Source organism: Streptomyces sp. NBC_00376 (assembly GCF_036077095.1).
In the GTDB taxonomy this organism is placed as follows: domain Bacteria; phylum Actinomycetota; class Actinomycetes; order Streptomycetales; family Streptomycetaceae; genus Streptomyces.
On the sequence record NZ_CP107960.1, the window covers coordinates 5,465,891 to 5,482,094 of the forward strand.

A 16,204-nucleotide genomic window follows, 5' to 3' on the forward strand; every position below is an offset into this window, starting at 1 on the left:
CGTCAGAGCTGGTCGGACGCGGGCTGCTCGTGCACCAGCGTCGTCAGGTCCACCATCGAGCCCAGCTGCCGGTACCCCGCGTCGTTCAGGTGGAGGTGGTCGCCGCTGTCGTAGGCCGGCAGGAGCCGCGTCGGGCGGTAGGGGTCACGGGCCGCCGCGTCGAAGTCGATGACGGAGTCGAAGATCCCGCCCGCCCGGATCAGCGCGTTGACCCGTTCCCGTACGTCGTTGCTCCTGGGGGTCCAGGTGGCGTACCCCTCGTACGGCATCAGCGTCGCCCCGACGACCTGGAGTCCGCGTGCGTGGGCGCGCAGGGTCATGGAGCGCAGGCCGTCCGCGATGCGCTGCGGGTCGGTCTCCTGCGGGGACTGCTGCACGTCGTTGATGCCGAGTGCGATGACGACGGTCTTCACTCCGGCGACGTCCAGTACGTCGCGGTCGAAGCGGGCGCTCGCCCGTACGCCGTGTCCGCCGCGTCCGTCGCGCAGGATGCGGTTGCCCGCGATCCCCGCGTTGGCCACCCCGTACCGGCCGCCGAGCCGGTCGGCGAGCACGTCGGGCCAGCGGCTGTTCGTGTCGAGGGAGGAGCCGGTGCCCGCGGTGAGGGAGTCGCCGATCACGGCGATCGTTCCGGCGGCGGTCCGGGTGTGCACGTCGACGGCGGTGAGGTAGCGCCAGCCGTCGGTCCGCCGGGTGCCCCACGCGGTGTCCACGTACGAGGTCTGGTGGCTGCGCTCGTGGACGGTGACGGGCCCCTGGGCGGTGGGGGTGCGCAGAGTGACGACGAGGTCGGAATCGGCGGGGACCGGGACGGTGACGGGGTCGCTGACGATCTGCCCGCCGGCCGCCACGGTCACGGTGGCGGCACCGGCGAAGGTCACCGGGCGGGTGTTCACGGTGACGCGGTCCATGACCAGAGGACGGGTGCCGAAGGCGTTGGAGAGGGTGATGCGGGCCGCGTCGCCGCCGATGCTGGTGTGCACGACGTTACGGACGGTGCGGCGGTTGAGAGCGCTGCTGTTGTACGAGTCGGTCACCCCGGTGGCGGGCGCCGCGGTCCAGGTGGCGGCCCAGAGGCCGGTGGAGTGCGCGGGTGCGGCGGGCGTACGGGCCACGGACCGCGGGTCGGGTACGGCCCCCTGCTTCGCCCGGGTGCCGGTGCCGGAGAACAGCAGGGAGCCGGCGAACGCCACGGCGGCGGCGAGCGCGGCGGTGCCCGCCACGAGGGCGATGAGCAGGGGGTACCCCTGGCGCCTTGGCATGGGCGGTGTGTCTCCTCATGATCAATCGGACTGATCCCATGATGGGGCAGGGCGTCGGGAACTCGACGTGCGGCCCGGGAGTAGGTCAGGTAGGGACAATGCGTACGGGACACCGGGGGCGATGCGTACGCGGACGGGTGGAGCGGATGGAACGGATCGACCGGACCGGAGCCGGGGATGAGGCCGCGCGGCAGCAGGAGCGTGCCGGGGGCCGGGCCGCGGATGCGGCGCGGCCGGGGCCGGGCGGCCGTCCGGCCCCGCTGGCCTCGTTCGCGTACACCGCGGCCGACGAGGAGAAGCGGCGCGGTGTGCGCCGGATGAAGACCACGGCCACGGGCCTCCTTCTGCTGGTCGCGCTCGTGTACGTACTGGCCACCTGGGCGAAGAACGCGGGTGTGGGCGGCTGGCCGGGCTTCGTCGCCGCGGCCGCCGAGGCGGGGATGGTCGGTGCGCTGGCCGACTGGTTCGCCGTCACGGCGCTGTTCAAGCGTCCGCTCGGCCTGCCGATCCCGCACACCGCCATTATCCCCACCAAGAAGGACCAGCTCGGGGCGTCCCTGGGTTCCTTCGTCGGCGAGAATTTTCTCTCCGGCGATGTCGTGCGGGGCCGTATCCACGCGCTCGGTGTCGGCCGTCGCGTCGGTGCCTGGCTGGCCGAGCCGGAGCACGCGGACCGGGTCACCGCCGAGCTGTCGACCGCGTTGCGCGGGGCGTTGAAGGTGCTGCGGGATTCGGATGTGCAGGCCGTGGTGGGGGAGGCGATCACCCGGCGGGCCGACGCGGCGGAGATCGGTCCCGGGCTCGGCAAGATGCTGGACAAGATCGTCGCGGACGGCGGCCACCGCAGGGTGGTGGACCTGATCTGCGTGCGCGCCCACGACTGGCTGGTGCTGCACGGCGATTCGGTGATGGACGCGGTGCAGGGCGGGGCCCCGGGCTGGACGCCGCGGTTCGTCGACAAGCGGGTCGGGGAGCGGGTCTACAAGGAGCTGCTGCGGTTCGTCACGGAGATGCGGGACATGCCGGGGCACCCGGCGCGTGCCTCGATCGACACGTTCCTGACGGACTTCGCGGCGGACCTCCAGACGGACTCGGACACCCGGGCCCGGGTGGAGCGGCTGAAGTCGGAGATCCTGGGACGCGGTGAGGTCCAGGACGTCATCGCCTCGGCCTGGGCGTCGGTGCGCACGATGATCATCGCGGCGGCGGAGGACGAGCAGAGCGAGCTGCGGCTGCGGGCGCGCGCCTCACTGATGTCGCTGGGGGCGCGGCTGGCGACGGACGGCCGGCTGCAGGCGAAGCTGGACGGCTGGCTGGAGGACGCGGCGGTCTATGTCGTCACGACCTACCGCGCGGAGATCACCTCGCTGATCAGCGACACGGTCGCGAGCTGGGACGCGGACCAGACGTCGAAGAAGATCGAGGCGCACATCGGCCGCGACCTCCAGTTCATCCGGATCAACGGCACGGTGGTGGGTGCGCTGGCGGGCCTGCTGATCTACACGGTGTCGTGGGCGCTGGGCGCGTAGCGGAGTCCGGGCAGCAGTAGGGGCGGGGGCTCCGAGGAGCCCCCGCCCCTCTCTCATGGCTTCCTGCGCGCTTCAGGCGGCCCGGCGGGTGACCGCCCACGACGCGGCGGCCATGCTGCCCGCCACGGCGAAGACGGCCGGCCAGGCGCCGACCTTCTTGGCCAGCGGGTGCGAACCGGCGAACGCGGCGACGTACGCCGCGGTCAGCCCGGCGGCCGCGCGCGGTCCCGCCTGCCGGTTCCACTCGTACGCGGCGACCGTCCCCGCGGCGGCGAGGGCGACCCCGCCCAGCGGCCGCTTCCTGGTCCACCGCGCGACGGCGTACCCGCCGACCAGCCCGCTCGCCGCCACCGCCGCTGCCGGAACCTTCGCCATCGCTGCCACCTTCGCCTTCTCATCCGTGTGATCCGGGCCCCAGGAGGGTCGTGGCCCGGATCTCCGAGGCTAACGCGACGCAGCTCCGAGACCGACGCGGCGCCCGGACTTCCGGTCGCGGAGGGGGTGCACAAGCGTTTACCCTGGGGGTGAACGTGTGTACACCTCCGCGTCGCGCTTTCGCGCCCCGCACGACGCCCTCGCAGCCGAGCACCGTACGGAGAGCCATGCCCGCGGACATACCCGCCCCGGCCACCGCCACCGCTGAGGCGCCGCACCCCCGCTTCGCCGTCGGTGTGCTGGCGTTCTGCGGTGTCGTGGTCGCGGTGATGCAGACGATCGTCGTCCCGCTGCTCCCGCACATCCCGGCCCTCACCGGCGCGACCCCGGCCGCCGCGAGCTGGCTGGTCACCGTCACCCTGCTCACCGGCGCCGTCTTCACGCCGGTCCTGGGCCGGGTCGGTGACATGTACGGCAAGCGGCGGGTGCTCGTCGTCTCGCTCCTGGTGCTGGTGGTGGGCTCGGTCCTGTGCGCGGTCAGTTCCCACATCGGGGTACTGATCACCGGCCGCGCCCTGCAGGGTGCGGCGCTCGCCGTCCTGCCGCTGGGCATCAGCATCCTGCGGGACGAACTCCCGCCCGAGCGGGTGCTGTCCGCCGTGGCGCTGATGAGCTCGACGCTCGGCATCGGCGCGGCGATCGGGCTGCCGGTCGCCGCCCTCGTCGTCGAGAACTTCGACTGGCACACGATGTTCTGGGTCTCGGGTGCGATCGGCGTCATCGACATCGCGCTGGTGCTGTGGTGCGTACCGGAATCCCCGGTCCGCACCCGTGGCCGCTTCGACGCCCTCGGTGCGCTGGGGCTGTCCGGGGCCCTGGTCTGCCTGCTGCTCGCGGTCACCCAGGGCGCCGGCTGGGGCTGGACCTCGGCCCGGACGGTCGGCCTGCTGGTGGCGGCCGTCGTCGTGGCGCTGATCTGGGGCGCGTACGAGCTCCGGGTGGCGTCGCCCATGGTCGACCTGCGGGTCTCGGCCCGCCCGGCGGTCCTGCTCACCAACGTCGCGGCCCTGCTGATCGGCTTTGCCTTCTACGCGAACTCCCTGGTCACCGCGCAGATGGTGCAGGAGCCGAAGGAGACGGGGTACGGGCTGGGCGCCTCGCTCGTCGTCAGCGGCCTCTGCCTGCTGCCGGGCGGTGTGATGATGGTGGTGCTCTCACCGGTCTCGGCGCGGATCTCCGGGAAGTACGGCCCGAAGGTCAGCCTGGCGCTGGCGGCCGGGGTGATCGGCACCGGTTACGTGGTGCGGTACTTCACCAGCCACAACCTCTGGCTGATCATCGCCGGTGCGACGGTCGTCGCCTCGGGCACGGCCATCGCGTACTCGGCACTTCCCGCGCTGGTCATGCGGGGCGTCCCGGTGAGCGAGACCGGTGCGGCCAACGGCCTCAACACACTGATGCGGTCGATCGGGCAGGCGTTCTGCAGCGCGACGGTGGCGGCGGTCCTCGCCAACATCACGTTCCGGGTGGGCGGCAGAACGGCCCCGACGCTCCACGCGTACCAGCTGGTCTTCCTGATCGCGGGGGGCGCGGCGCTGGCGGCACTGCTGGTCACCCTGTGCCTGCCGGGCGGCCGGACGCCCGCGACGGGTACGGTCGAAGAGCACCGTGACGTCCCCGCCGACCGGAAGGGCGGTGCGCGGACGACGCCGATCCAGGAGGGCGCATGACCAGCGGCCAGGCCACCGCACCGGCCCCGACCCCGTCTTCGGCTCCTTCTTCCGCCCGGCCCGCCGGCGACCCGGGCAGCGGCCGGGACGCGATCCTGCGCGCCGCCCGCCGGGCGTTCACGCAGCGCCCGTACGCCGAGGTCACCATCAGGGGGATCGCGGCCGATGCCGGAGTGAGCCCTTCCCTGGTGGTCAAGCACTTCGGCCGCAAGGAAGAACTCTTCAACACCGTGGCCGACTTCGGCCCCGCCGCCGCCGAACTCTTCGACGCGCCGCTCGCCGCCCTGGGCCGCCACATGGTCGTGACACTGGTGAACCGCCGCCGCGAACTGCAGTCCGACCCACTGCTGCGCGTCGTCTTCTCGCTCGGCAATCGCGACGAACGCTCCCTGCTCCGCGACCGCTTCCACGAACAGGTCACCGACGCCCTGACCGCCCGACTGCCCGGCCGGGAACGCGCCCTGCGCGCCGAACTGATCGCCGGCCACCTCCTCGGCCTCGGCGCCACCCTCAGCCTCCACCGCGAAGGCGCCGGCGCGGACGCCACCGCCGAACACATCGCGGACCTGTACGCCCCCGCGCTGCAGTCCTTGATCGACGGTCGTTGATCCGCGGATCCCGGTGGTGACCAGGCCGTGGAACCGGGCGGGAAGGTATGGTCTGGGCCATCTGACGAGGGGGGCCTCATGTCCATCCGCTCCATCCGCTCCATCCGTTCGATCGGTTCCGGGCGTTCCATCCGTACCGATGCGCGTGGCGCGGCAACGGCCGTGGTCACGGCGGTGGTTCTCGGAGCGTTCCTGGTGGGCTGCTCAGGCGCGGAGACCTCGCAGGGGCCGGGCGGCGACCTTCCCTATGTGGCGCCGTCCGCGAACGCCGCAGCCGCGTCCAAGGCCGCCGACGACGCCGCGGCGGCGAAGGACGCCAAGGACGAGGCGGAGGCGAACGCGGAGGCGGCGGAGGCGGCCGATGCGGAGCGCAACAGGCCGGTGGCCGTACGCGACGCCTTCGCGGGCCTCCAGGCCACGCTGAACGACAACTGCACCCCGGGATCGTCGAACTGCGCCTACTTCCTGGGCCGGGTCCACGACGAACTGGCCGGCCTGGACAAGGCCATGAAGGCGGACGCGCAGGGCCCCGGCCACTTCAAGGAGCCGATCGCCTGGATCGCCGCCCTGCGCAAGACGTTGAACGGTGACACCTCCACGGACAACCTGGAGAAGCACCGTTCCGAACTGATCGGCACCCGCGGCCGCGTCAACACCTGGATGCAGGGCCACCCGGAGGACTACCGCTGACCGGCCGCCACGGTCACGGCCGGTAGAGCGCCCGGCACCGGTCCGGGTCGGCGGCCCCGCCGTCCGGGACCGGCAGGAAGTACTCCGCCTGCCACTCCTGCGTACGGCCGGCCTGGCGACTGGTCGTCGTCACCCACGGCGGGTAGACGCGGAACGCGCGCTTCCCGCCGGCCCCGTCCGTCGACACGATGTCCCGCTCGCGGAGCACGGCTCGTGGGAACACGAACTGTCCGAAGCCGTCGGTGTCGCGGGTGCTGATGACGAAGAGGTCGACGGGGTCCCCGGAGTCGTAGGGCCGGATCGGCCCGCCACCGGCGGACCGCTTCCACACCGTCACGAACTGACCGGCCTTCGCCGGGGTGGTCCGGGCCACCCGGAACCGGACGGCGGAGCCGGCCACGGTGAACTCGTGCGCCCCGTACTCGGCGCTCTCCGCCTCGGGCACCGGCCGCGTGCACACGAGCCCGCTCGGGTCGTAGACGCGTGCCTTCGCCGCGAGGAGATCGGCGTGGAGGGCCGCGCCGTCCGGCCAGGGCTCAGGAGGCCGGGCGTCGGGCGGAGGTACGGAGAGTGTTGCCATTCACCCCATTCTGTCAGCAGCTGTCCCATCGTTGCGCCACAAGCGGTCGGGCGGCCGGGCGATGAGTTTCCGCAGCGGCCGGGGTCCTACCTCTGTCACCACAACGGCACCGCGACCGCGGGGCGCCGATCGAGGAAGGACCACCGGCATGACCGCCACCCACACCCTCCGTGTCCCCGGCGCGCACCTGCACTACGAGGTGCGCGGCGCGGGACCGCTCCTGCTGCTCATGGGATCACCCATGGAGGCCGAGGCCTTCGCACCGCTGGCCGACGCGCTCGCGGGCGACCACACCGTCGTCACGCACGACCCGAGGGGCATCTCGGGCAGCACCCTCGACGACCCCGACGAGGACACCGTCCCCGACCGGCGGGCGGACGACGTTGCGGCGATCCTGGACGCGCTCGGGGCCGATTCGGCCGATGTGTTCGGGAGCAGTGGCGGCGCGGTGACCGGGCTGGCACTCGTCGCCCGGCACCCCGACCGGGTACGGACGCTGGTCGCGCACGAGCCGCCCGTCATGGAGGTCCTTCCCGACGCGGCCGAACAACGTGCGATGACCGAGGGCATCATCGAGACCTTCCACAAGGAGGGCCAGGGCGCGGCATGGATGAAGTTCATGGCCGGCGCCGGATTCGCCGACGAGGGCGGGGAGGGAGGGGGTTGTGCCGAGGGCGGCGAGAGCGCCCCCGCCGGGCCGTTCGGTGAGCCCACGGCGCAGGACCTCGCCAACGGCGCCCGTTTCTTCGGCCACGACCTGCGGGGCACCGCCCGCTACGTACCCGACATCGCTGCACTGACGGCCGCACCGACCCGGGTCCTCGTCGGGGTCGGCGCGGCCTCGCAGGGGCTGATCACGTACCGGACGTCCATCGTGCTGGCGGAACTGCTCGGCACCCGCCCGGTCGAGTTCCCCGGCGACCACGCCGGTTTCCTGGGCGACCCGACGGGCTTCGCCGAGGCACTGCGCAAGAGCCTGACGAGCTGAGAAGAGGCGGACCCCGATCGGGTCCGCCCCCGCCTCGCCTACTCCTGCCCCGCCCTCTCCCGCTCGACCTCCGCGGCCCGCCCCGTCAGCAGCCCGAGCACCTGCTCCAGCTGCTCACGGGCGCCCGGATCGGTGATGACCCCGTCCGGTCCGACCACGTCGCGGTCCACGGAGATCCGTACGCAGGCCGGCTCCACGATGTCCGCGCCGGTGTAGCCCAGCACCGTACGCAGCGTGGCCTCCGCGCCCTGGCCGCGCCCGGGTGCCGCGGCGTTGACCCAGGCCGTCGGCTTGTCGCAGATCTCGGTGCCGCCGACCGTCCAGTCCAGCAGGTTCTTGAACGTCCCCGGCAGGGTTCCCGCGTACTCCGGCGTACAGACCAGAACGGCGTCCGCGTCGTCGATCGCCGCACGCAGCTCCACCACCGGAGCCGGCAGCGGATCCACGTCGTCGTCGGGGTTGAAGTGCGGGAGCGCCGCGAGGCCGTCGTAAGGAACGGTCCGTACTCCCGAAGGCGCTACGGCCTGCGCGGTGCGCAGCACGGTCTCGTTGGACGAGCCGCTGCGCAGGCTTCCGGACAGCAGGAGGATGACAGATTGAGTGGGCATGCTCGCTCAACTCGCGGGAGCCCAGGCCTAATTCCCTAACCCGCTCCTGTGTATGACACCACCCCGGCACGGGCGCGGGGCGGCTCGTACCGGGGTGGGGGTCGGGTGGTGCGGCTTGTGGAGCGGTGGGATCAGCTGAAGACGACCGAGCGGAGCTTCAGCCGGCTGCTGGCGTGTCCGCCGTCGGGCCGGAGGGTGAAGTAGTCGCCCTCACAGTCGGGACCGCTGAAGACCGTCGCGCTGGAGTCGGTGAAGTTCCACGGAGTGTGTGCGGGGTTCGACGAGCTGGGGTCGGCGACCTCGGGAAGTGTGATGCACATCCGGCTCGGCGGGTCGAGGAGGAAGCCGATCTGAGGCGAGCCGTCGAGACCGGTGTACGTGTACGAGAAGTCTCCGGTGGCCGCGCCGGCCGAGGCCGGCACGGCGACGATGAGCGCGAGAGCGCCGAAGGCGGCAGCAACGGTGGAGCGAAGACGCATGGGGGGAACTCCTTGTGCGGTGATCAGAAACGGCCGAAGACGGCCCAAGCCTGCGGCCGCTGACCTGCGACTACGGTCGGAAAAGGGGTTCCGTCACCCGGACGTGAGATGCCGAATCGGTTCTGCCGACGGCCATGCGGGTCATGAGCCGGTCGCACCGTGTTGACCACCATGCCGATCGCCGAGGGCCGGTCCGTTCGGCGGCGAGGCATGTATCCGTCTCGCCGGCAGGTCATAGTGTGGCCCGGTGAAGACAGAGATGATCGTGCTCAACGGTGGCTCCAGCTCGGGGAAGTCCAGCATTGCAAGGTGCCTTCAGAGGGTGTTGCCGGACCCGTGGCTGACCTTCGGGGTCGACACACTGATCGATGCGATGCCCGCGTCCATGAGTGAGTCGGACACGGGCATCGATTTCGCTCCGGACGGCGAGGTGGTCGTGGGCCCCGAGTTCCGTGCGCTGGAGGCGGCCTGGATCGAGGGGATCGCCGCGATGGCCAGGGCCGGCGCCGGGGTCATCGTGGACGAGGTGTTCCTCGGCGGCCCGGCGTCCCAGCAGCGGTGGCAGAAGGCGCTCGGTGGACTCCGGGTGCTGTGGGTCGGAGTCCGGTGCGACAGCGCCGTCGCCACTGCCCGTGAGGCCGCGCGGGGCGACCGCGTACCCGGCATGGCGGCCTCACAGGCGGACGCGGTCCACCAGGGCGTGACCTACGACCTGGAGGTGGACACGACGCGGAGCGGGGCGATGGAGTGTGCGCGGATCATCGCAGCTCACACCAAGTGACGGGCCTCGACCCACCGCCCCCACTGATCGTTTCCAGCCACAGCACCACGCATCACGGCGACGCCCGTCGCGATGGGCACTGCCGCGTGGCGGGCACTACGCGTCGCCGAGCTCCAGCTCACCGACGACCTCGTCCTCGGCCTTCTCCCCGGTCAGCCGGAACCCGAGCCTGAAGTAGAACTGCTCGGGGCCGTGTTCACCGGGAACAAAGGTCACGGTCGCACGAGTCTGCCCGCGCCGCCGGATCTCCTCGCACACCGCATCCACGGCGAAACGGCCGTACCCACGGCCCTGTTGATCGGCGGCGATGTTCAGCCGCCAGAGTCCGGAGCGCAGCCTGGTGTCGTTCGGATCGTCCGGGTAGAACCGGACGTCGAAGAAGGCCATGACGAAGCCGACGAGCTGCTCGCCGTCGAAGATCAACCGGGGCCAGGCGATGTCGGGGGTGGTGTAGGCCTGAGCCAGCGACCAGGCGACCGGCTTCACGAGTCCGTCCTGGTCCGGCCGTACTTTCAGTTGGCAGGCGGCCTCGACGTTGTCCGCCGTGACCTTTTCGAGCCGCAGTGATGAAGACATGCGGGCAACTTATAGATCGATGTTCAGCCGCATCGAACGAATAACCGCCTCGATGCCTTCGCCGCGTTCCCGCCGCCTGGCGATTCACAACGTCGGGATGCCCGGTGCCGCCGGGGTGGCGGCACCGGGCATCCAGCGAACTCCCTTGGGAAAAGGGTCAGTTCGCGGGGGCCTGGTAGAGGCCCCGGCCGGCGCGGTGGGCCCGGGAGGTGGCGACGAGCCGGTCCAGCGTGCTGCGAACGGTGTTGATGCCGTTGGGGGTGAGCTCACGCCCCAGGGCCTTCGTCACGTCACGGGCGCGGACGGGGGTGTCGCCGGACTCGGCGAGCACCTTCATGGTCAGCTCGGTGAGGCTGCCGCTGTCGTCGGCGGCCGGTGCGGCGGTCGCGGCGGGCGCGGCCTTCTTCGGCGCGCGGGCCTTCGCGGGCTTGGCGGCCTTGGTCGCCTTCGCCTCCTTGGCCGGTGCGGCGGACTTGGTGCCCTTGACCGACCTGGTGGCCTTGGTCGCCTTGGCGGGTGCGGCGGACTCCGTGTCCTCGGCGGTCCTGCTGCCCTTGGCGTCCTTGACCTCCTCGACGGGCTTGGCGGCGGCCTTCTTGGCCTGGCCGCGCTGAGCCCTCGGCTTGGCGGTGGCCTGCTTGCGGCCCTTGGGCGCGGCGGGTGCCTTGCGGGCGGTGCGGCGCGCGGGGGTGGTCGCCGCCTGCTCCTGCGGGGCTTCCACCTGGACGACGGAGTCCACGGAATCCTGCGCCTGCTGCGGAATCCGGGCAATGGGAACGCTCACAGCCCCGGCGTCGGCGGCCTCTGCGGCGTCGGCGGTCGCGGCGTCAGCGGCCTTGACGTCCTCGGGCGCGTCGGCGCTCGCGGTGGGCGCGGGGGCGGTGGCGGGGGTGCCCGCCAGGGCGCGCAGTGCGGTCAGCGCGGTACGCACCGACTCCAGGCGTTCGGTGACGGTCGCGAGTTCCTTCTCCAGACTCTGCTGGTGCTGCTCCAGACGCGGAAGTTCCGCCTCCAGCAAGGTAGTTGTGGCATCGATGGTGACCAGTGTGCTGGTCTCGGAGGTCATGGTGTCGCCCTTCTGTCCCGGCCGACCGTTGGTGACCGATGTATCGCAGGGTAAGGGGTGTTGTGTTGTGGCCGGAAATCGCCTCTCGATATGAGCTGTTCAAGGGGCACCACCGCACTGACCGTCAGTCTCCCGAAAGTCCTGGCTTTACGCCCAGGAGATGGCGTGGGAGGCACTCGTTTGGCGGCACCCGCTGCAGGGTCCGGAAGCGCCCTCGTCCCCCGACTCCCGGTGGGAGCGGGGGGCGAGGTACGGGGGACGGGGCGCAGGTAAGAGGGCCGAGGGACGAGGAGTGGGGCGGTCAGCCGTTCCGGCTCACCGGCGCGGAGCCGGTGGGGTAACTGGTGCCGGTCTCCAGGGTGTTGGGGATCTCGCGGCTGAGCTGGCTGTCGCAGTACACGACGTTCCAGTGCAGATGCGGCCCGGTCACGTTGCCGGTGGCGCCGGAGGTGCCGATCTGTTGTCCCTGGGCCACTGAGTCGCCGACGTCGATGATCGTCGAACTCAGGTGGGCGTACTGGGTGCACCGGTTGTTGCCGTGGTTGACCAGTGCCATGATGCCGCCCGCGCCGTTCCAGCCCTCGAAGTAGACGGTGCCGCCCGCCGAGGCGACGATCGGGGTGCCGGTGGGTGTGGCGAAGTCGACCGCGTGCCGGTTGTAGTCGTCGTTGTGCGAGTAGCCCTCGCCCGGGGTCTGGGTCACGGTGTACGCGCTGCCGGCCCGGTACGGCAGCTTGAACGGGGCTCCGCCGGAGCAGGCGGGCACCACCGGCGCGTTCGACCCGGTCTCCAGGAAGCCGTCGCTGACCCAGCCACCGTTCGGGAGCTTGTTCCAGATGTTGGTGGCACCGCCGATGCCGTCCACGGTGTCGCCCCGGCCGTAGCAACGGATGGTCACTCTGCTGCCGTTGGCGAGGCTGCCGAGCACCTGGGCACCCAGGCTGGGCGCGGACCGTATCTGGAGCGGAAGTCCGCTGGGAACGCTCACCGTCACCACGGCGTCGGCATGTGCCGACGCCGCGGGAACCATGACCGCGAGTCCCGCGAAGAGGAGGGCCAGTCCGGCCCGGATGCTTCGACGCATCGTCGCCTCCGTGTGTGTGGGGGGAGAGGGCGGAACGGGAGCTTGTCATGCTCGCGGCATGTCCGGCAATGCGGCTGACAGCGGGCCGATCCGCTCAGGCCCGGCCCTCCTCGGCGAGAGCCGATCCGCTCAGGCCCGGCTCTCCCCGGCGCTCGCGTGCTCCGACGGGTCGGCCTCGGCCACCCGCCGCTCCCCGCCACGCCCACGCCCCAGCCTCAACCGCAAGGCCATGACGACCAGTGCGGCGATCGCGAACCCGGCGCCCGCCCAGGGGAGTTGCCGCGCACCGTGCTCGGCCAGCACCCAGCCGCCGACCGCGGTCCCGACGGTGATGCCGAGGTTGGAGAACGAGATGAAGAGGCTGTTGCCGAACTCGGGTGCATCGCTCGCGTCCCGCCCGAGCCAGCTCTGGCTCACGATGAGCCCGCCCGAATGCACGGCACCCCAGATCAGGACCGCCGGAACCATCGCGGCGACCAGCGGCCCGGCGGCGTACAGAAGGACATAGACCAGCAGGCACAGCACCGGGTACGCGACGACGGTGCGGACGAGGCCGCGACGCAGCAGGCTGCCGAAGGCGAAGTTCCCGAGGATCATCACGATGCCGAACGCCATCAGCATGGCGCTGACCCACGTACCGTCCATGTGCGTGACCTGACCCAGGTACTCGGCGAAGTAGCCGTACACCGAGAACATCGCAGCGAAGACGAGGACGACCGACGCGATGGTCAGCCACATCCGGGGCCGCTTGAGGACGCTCAGCTGGGCACCGTAGGAGACGCGTTGTCCTCGCCCGACCGGCATCGGCGGAACGAACCGCAGGATGCCCAGGAAGGCGATCAGGTTGACGAGCGCCCCGAACCAGAAGGCCGACGCCAGGGACAGGTGCTCGGCGAGGTACGACGTCAACGGCACACCGAACGCGAAGCCGACGGTGACACCGGCGAACACGGTCGTCGTGGCCCGGGTCGCGTCCTTCGCCGGTACCAGCCGAGCGGCGGTGGCGAGTGCGACCGCGAAGAACACGGGATGGAACAGGGCGGGGACGATGCGGAAGGCGAGCATCACCTCGTACTGAGTGGTGAGCGCGTAGACGGCGTTGGAGACGGCGAACACCGCGATCGCGGCTGCGAGCACCTTCTTGCGGTCGATGCCGGAGGCGAGCAGCGTGGTGAACGGCCCGGACACCGCGATGACCAGGGCGAACACCCCGACGAGCCAGCCGGCGGTGGACGGTGTGACGCCGAGTTCGGCCGACACCTGGGGGAGCACGCCGACCATGCCCATCTCGGTGGTGATGATCCCGAACACGCCGAGGGCGAGCACGAGGACGGTGAGGGAGGTCTTTCTCATCGGAAGGATCCGAACCTTTCATAAATCTAGAAAAGTAGATGCATCGCATCATGGGGATGGGTTTGCGTCGTGGGGAAGGGATGCCCGGCCGGGCCCGCCCCTCGGCCGAGCGTCATATGTCGATGAACGCCTGACGCAACACAGGGGCCGAGGCGGAGGCCGTGATCAATGGGTGGTCGGTCGGTCGGTGCGCTGTCAATTCCCTTGGCTCTGTTGCCACTTCGGGAACACCGAGGTCAGGAAAGCCTCGCCGCGGGACACGCTTCCCGTGGAGTAGTTGCAGGAGAACGAGTCGGGCCAACTCGGGTTGAACTTGAGCAGCATGACCGTGGCGTTGCTCTGCGCGGTGGCGGCGTCGACGCCCAGCTTCTCCATCATCCAGGCGAAGACGGCGTTGCGACGCTGCTCCTCGCGGACGACCGCATCGCCGCCGCCCTTCACCCGGCCCGCGGCGTTCACGATTCCCGCGCGCTGCATGTCCTCCTTGAAGGAGACGCCCATCTGCTGCCAGTTCCCCTCCCACATGGCGCGGTTCGCCGCGGCCTGCTGCTTCAGCTGGTCGGCCTGCTGCTGTGTGAGGGGCGCGGCATTGGCGTTGGCCAGTTTCATCCCGGCGATGACGGTGGGGTCGAGCGACAGGTAGACGGACTCGCCGAACTGCGGGAACAGGGCGTCCCAGCTGGTCTTGTTCAGGACGTGGCCCTCGCTGGCGGTGGCGGTGATGTCCACGGCCCCGATGGGATTCCCCTGCGAGTACAGAACGTAGTCCGGCCGGGTGGAGCCGAACGTCACCTGCGTGGCGAAGTACGTCCCCGCGGGGAGCGTGGGCCGTCCGGCGCCTTCCAGGCGGGCCTGGGCGACGGATTCGATCGCGTAACCGAACTCCTTGGAGATGCCGCCGCTCCGGCCGTTGGCATGGAAGTCCTGCCAGACCTCGACCCAACGCTTCGTGTAGCCGTCGTAGTCACTGAGCGGGCCCAGTTGCGGGGCGGTGGTCACGTAGTTGTATGCCCACTCCACCGCCCTGTCGACGGCCTCGAAGAAGCCCTCGAACAGGGCCGTTTCGGCTGTGCCCGGGGTGCCCTTCTTGATCTTCACGATGCGACGCTGCAACTCGGTGTCACCGCCGACGCGCTCCCTGCCCGTCGGCTGTTCCGAAGCGTGCTCGACGGATGGCACCGGCCCCGTGAGCGCACGGGAGGCGTTCGCCTCGGCCTCGCGTTCGAAGCGGTCACCGGGGTCGGAGATCCGGAGCCCGGCCCCGTTGTCGGTACCCGAGACCGGCCCCTGGCGCTGCTGAATCACGTGCGTCAGCTCGTGCGCCAGGGTGTGCCGGTCGCCGCCGCCGTCCCCGAGCACGATGTGGCTGCCCGAGGTGTACGCGTGGGCGCCCACCTCCGCGGCGGATGCGCGGGCGGCGCTGTCCGTGTGCACACGTACGTCGCCGAAGTCGGCGCCGAGCCGGCTCTCCATCTCCTGCCGCACCGACCCGTCCAGGGGCCTTCCGGGCCTCCGCAGGACATCGTGGACCGAGGAACGCTGAACGGACGCCTCGCTCCCCTGCCCCTGCTCCTTCTCCTGCTGAAGCATGCGCAGGACGACCGAGTTGCCGACGGTGCGCTGCAGCGGAGAGAGCTCGGGGACTCCGGCGCCGTCGACATGCGTCGACGCCGCAGCCTCGGACTTCCGGCTCTCGCTCTTCTGGCTCTTCCGGCTCTCAAGGTCCGAGGCCGAGACACGGGATCGCAAGCTCGCTCCTTCCGGCGATACTCGTCGACAGCGTTACGGGTCAGGGGCGGAAGCAGGAACGGAGGCAGAGGCAGAGACATCGGCACGGACACGACACAACACCGCCCCGCCCAGAATGTCAGCCCGCCCGGACACGGCGAGAGACCCGGGAGGGAAGACCCGGGGGCACTCTTCGTGCCCTCTCGCTGCACGCGCGGCGGGGCGGGGTGACCTACAACTCGTCACGCACGTACGCGGCGAACTCGGCGATCACCGGCTCGTTGCGCCGGTAGTACGTCCACTTGCCGATGCGCTCCGAGACGAGCAGCCCCGCGTCCTTCAGGGTCTGGAGGTACCCGGAGACCACCGACTGCGCCAGCCCGGCCCGCTTCTGGATGTCACCGACGCACACCCCGATGTGGAAGCCGAGCCCCTGCTGCCGGTAGGAGTCCTCGTCGAAGTACTTCTCCGGCTCCCTCAGCCACTGCATGAACTGCAGGCGCGCGGGATTGGCGAGCGCCTTGTGCACGGTCAGCGGGTCCATCGCTCCACCTCTCACTATGTATCTAGTTTTCTAGATACATAGTGCCAAGTCAAATCGCGCAATCGACCGGGCGTCTCGCCCCCCTCGCCCTCAATCGTTATGTGAGAGCAGTGGGGCGAATGATGCGTTAGCCGACATAGGTGCATCGATGTGCCTTGACGGACTCATTGAGGTCGCAGGAGGCTGAGGAGCCCCCCACGGAAGCCCATCTCTCACCGTTGGA

General features: G+C 70.7%; 17 protein-coding genes. 6 read left to right on the forward strand and 11 right to left on the reverse strand.

Annotated features, from left to right (window positions below; translation table 11 throughout):
• Positions 1 to 2 precede the first annotated feature (2 nt).
• Positions 3 to 1,262, reverse strand: a complete 1,260-nt coding sequence (locus tag OG842_RS24705) for an SGNH/GDSL hydrolase family protein (RefSeq protein WP_328512477.1) — start codon at positions 1,260 to 1,262, stop codon at positions 3 to 5.
• Positions 1,263 to 1,360: 98 nt separating this feature from the next.
• Between OG842_RS24705 and OG842_RS24710 the strand changes: the two genes are divergently transcribed.
• Positions 1,361 to 2,791 carry a DUF445 domain-containing protein gene (locus OG842_RS24710; protein ID WP_266732656.1) on the forward strand — a complete coding sequence of 477 codons (1,431 nt, stop codon included), beginning with the start codon at positions 1,361 to 1,363 and terminating at the stop codon, positions 2,789 to 2,791.
• A 72-nt stretch (positions 2,792 to 2,863) separates the two neighbouring features.
• Here the strand turns inward: OG842_RS24710 and OG842_RS24715 are convergent, their stop codons facing one another.
• Positions 2,864 to 3,166, reverse strand: coding sequence for a hypothetical protein (locus OG842_RS24715; RefSeq protein ID WP_266732658.1), 303 nt, complete (start codon positions 3,164 to 3,166; stop codon positions 2,864 to 2,866).
• A gap of 227 nt (positions 3,167 to 3,393) precedes the next feature.
• Between OG842_RS24715 and OG842_RS24720 the strand changes: the two genes are divergently transcribed.
• The 3 genes from OG842_RS24720 to OG842_RS24730 all read left to right on the forward strand — a co-directional run bounded on the left by OG842_RS24720 (position 3,394) and on the right by OG842_RS24730 (position 6,194).
• Positions 3,394 to 4,896 carry an MFS transporter gene (locus OG842_RS24720; RefSeq protein ID WP_266732660.1) on the forward strand — a complete coding sequence of 501 codons (1,503 nt, stop codon included), beginning with the start codon at positions 3,394 to 3,396 and terminating at the stop codon, positions 4,894 to 4,896.
• Positions 4,893 to 5,504: a TetR/AcrR family transcriptional regulator gene (locus OG842_RS24725; protein ID WP_266732662.1), complete on the forward strand. Its 612-nt coding sequence runs from the start codon at positions 4,893 to 4,895 to the stop codon at positions 5,502 to 5,504. The genes OG842_RS24720 and OG842_RS24725 overlap by 4 nt, the downstream gene beginning before the upstream one ends.
• A 78-nt stretch (positions 5,505 to 5,582) precedes the next feature.
• Complete coding sequence (locus OG842_RS24730; protein WP_328512478.1) at positions 5,583 to 6,194, forward strand: hypothetical protein; 612 nt, start codon at positions 5,583 to 5,585, stop codon at positions 6,192 to 6,194.
• Between the two features lie 13 nt (positions 6,195 to 6,207).
• Here the strand turns inward: OG842_RS24730 and OG842_RS24735 are convergent, their stop codons facing one another.
• Complete coding sequence (locus tag OG842_RS24735) at positions 6,208 to 6,774, reverse strand: MepB family protein (protein ID WP_328512479.1); 567 nt, start codon at positions 6,772 to 6,774, stop codon at positions 6,208 to 6,210.
• Between the two features lie 148 nt (positions 6,775 to 6,922).
• Between OG842_RS24735 and OG842_RS24740 the strand changes: the two genes are divergently transcribed.
• Positions 6,923 to 7,762 (forward strand): alpha/beta fold hydrolase, encoded by an 840-nt coding sequence (locus tag OG842_RS24740; RefSeq protein WP_328512480.1) that lies wholly within the window; start codon positions 6,923 to 6,925, stop codon positions 7,760 to 7,762.
• 38 nt (positions 7,763 to 7,800) lie between these two features.
• Here OG842_RS24740 and OG842_RS24745 read toward each other — a convergent pair whose 3' ends face one another.
• Positions 7,801 to 8,370 (reverse strand): NADPH-dependent FMN reductase, encoded by a 570-nt coding sequence (locus tag OG842_RS24745; RefSeq protein ID WP_328512481.1) that lies wholly within the window; start codon positions 8,368 to 8,370, stop codon positions 7,801 to 7,803.
• A 131-nt stretch (positions 8,371 to 8,501) separates the two neighbouring features.
• Positions 8,502 to 8,849, reverse strand: a complete 348-nt coding sequence (locus OG842_RS24750) for a hypothetical protein (RefSeq protein WP_266732671.1) — start codon at positions 8,847 to 8,849, stop codon at positions 8,502 to 8,504.
• Between the two features lie 247 nt (positions 8,850 to 9,096).
• On the opposite strand from OG842_RS24750, the gene cpt reads away from it, so the two are divergent.
• Entirely contained in the window at positions 9,097 to 9,630 is a 534-nt protein-coding gene (gene cpt / locus OG842_RS24755) for a chloramphenicol phosphotransferase CPT (protein ID WP_266732672.1), read from the forward strand.
• A 96-nt stretch (positions 9,631 to 9,726) separates the two neighbouring features.
• Here cpt and OG842_RS24760 read toward each other — a convergent pair whose 3' ends face one another.
• From OG842_RS24760 to OG842_RS24785, 6 genes are all read right to left on the reverse strand, one after another.
• Positions 9,727 to 10,206, reverse strand: coding sequence for a GNAT family N-acetyltransferase (locus tag OG842_RS24760; RefSeq protein ID WP_266732673.1), 480 nt, complete (start codon positions 10,204 to 10,206; stop codon positions 9,727 to 9,729).
• A gap of 157 nt (positions 10,207 to 10,363) precedes the next feature.
• On the reverse strand, positions 10,364 to 11,272 hold the full coding sequence (locus tag OG842_RS24765) for a hypothetical protein (RefSeq protein ID WP_328512482.1): 909 nt from the start codon (positions 11,270 to 11,272) through the stop codon (positions 10,364 to 10,366).
• A gap of 301 nt (positions 11,273 to 11,573) precedes the next feature.
• Positions 11,574 to 12,356, reverse strand: coding sequence for a peptidoglycan DD-metalloendopeptidase family protein (locus OG842_RS24770; RefSeq protein ID WP_266732675.1), 783 nt, complete (start codon positions 12,354 to 12,356; stop codon positions 11,574 to 11,576).
• Positions 12,357 to 12,485: 129 nt separating this feature from the next.
• Positions 12,486 to 13,709 (reverse strand): MFS transporter, encoded by a 1,224-nt coding sequence (locus OG842_RS24775; protein ID WP_328512483.1) that lies wholly within the window; start codon positions 13,707 to 13,709, stop codon positions 12,486 to 12,488.
• A 195-nt stretch (positions 13,710 to 13,904) separates the two neighbouring features.
• A complete protein-coding gene (locus OG842_RS24780) occupies positions 13,905 to 15,458 on the reverse strand; it encodes an eCIS core domain-containing protein (RefSeq protein ID WP_443064004.1) in 1,554 nt (517 codons plus the stop codon).
• 211 nt (positions 15,459 to 15,669) lie between these two features.
• Positions 15,670 to 15,981, reverse strand: a complete 312-nt coding sequence (locus OG842_RS24785; protein ID WP_266732678.1) for an ArsR/SmtB family transcription factor — start codon at positions 15,979 to 15,981, stop codon at positions 15,670 to 15,672.
• Between the last annotated feature and the right edge of the window lie 223 nt (positions 15,982 to 16,204).

Coding starts and splice junctions, on each gene's coding strand:
- OG842_RS24730 (WP_328512478.1), top strand. CDS start 5,583: ATGTCCATCCGCTCCATCCGCTCCATCCGTTCGATCGGTTCCGGGCGT.
- OG842_RS24705 (WP_328512477.1), bottom strand. CDS start 1,262: ATGCCAAGGCGCCAGGGGTACCCCCTGCTCATCGCCCTCGTGGCGGGC.
- OG842_RS24750 (WP_266732671.1), bottom strand. CDS start 8,849: ATGCGTCTTCGCTCCACCGTTGCTGCCGCCTTCGGCGCTCTCGCGCTC.
- OG842_RS24785 (WP_266732678.1), bottom strand. CDS start 15,981: ATGGACCCGCTGACCGTGCACAAGGCGCTCGCCAATCCCGCGCGCCTG.
- OG842_RS24740 (WP_328512480.1), top strand. CDS start 6,923: ATGACCGCCACCCACACCCTCCGTGTCCCCGGCGCGCACCTGCACTAC.
- OG842_RS24710 (WP_266732656.1), top strand. CDS start 1,361: ATGCGTACGGGACACCGGGGGCGATGCGTACGCGGACGGGTGGAGCGG.
- OG842_RS24735 (WP_328512479.1), bottom strand. CDS start 6,774: ATGGCAACACTCTCCGTACCTCCGCCCGACGCCCGGCCTCCTGAGCCC.
- OG842_RS24775 (WP_328512483.1), bottom strand. CDS start 13,709: ATGAGAAAGACCTCCCTCACCGTCCTCGTGCTCGCCCTCGGCGTGTTC.
- OG842_RS24715 (WP_266732658.1), bottom strand. CDS start 3,166: ATGGCGAAGGTTCCGGCAGCGGCGGTGGCGGCGAGCGGGCTGGTCGGC.
- OG842_RS24765 (WP_328512482.1), bottom strand. CDS start 11,272: ATGACCTCCGAGACCAGCACACTGGTCACCATCGATGCCACAACTACC.
- OG842_RS24745 (WP_328512481.1), bottom strand. CDS start 8,370: ATGCCCACTCAATCTGTCATCCTCCTGCTGTCCGGAAGCCTGCGCAGC.
- OG842_RS24770 (WP_266732675.1), bottom strand. CDS start 12,356: ATGCGTCGAAGCATCCGGGCCGGACTGGCCCTCCTCTTCGCGGGACTC.
- OG842_RS24725 (WP_266732662.1), top strand. CDS start 4,893: ATGACCAGCGGCCAGGCCACCGCACCGGCCCCGACCCCGTCTTCGGCT.
- OG842_RS24760 (WP_266732673.1), bottom strand. CDS start 10,206: ATGTCTTCATCACTGCGGCTCGAAAAGGTCACGGCGGACAACGTCGAG.
- OG842_RS24720 (WP_266732660.1), top strand. CDS start 3,394: ATGCCCGCGGACATACCCGCCCCGGCCACCGCCACCGCTGAGGCGCCG.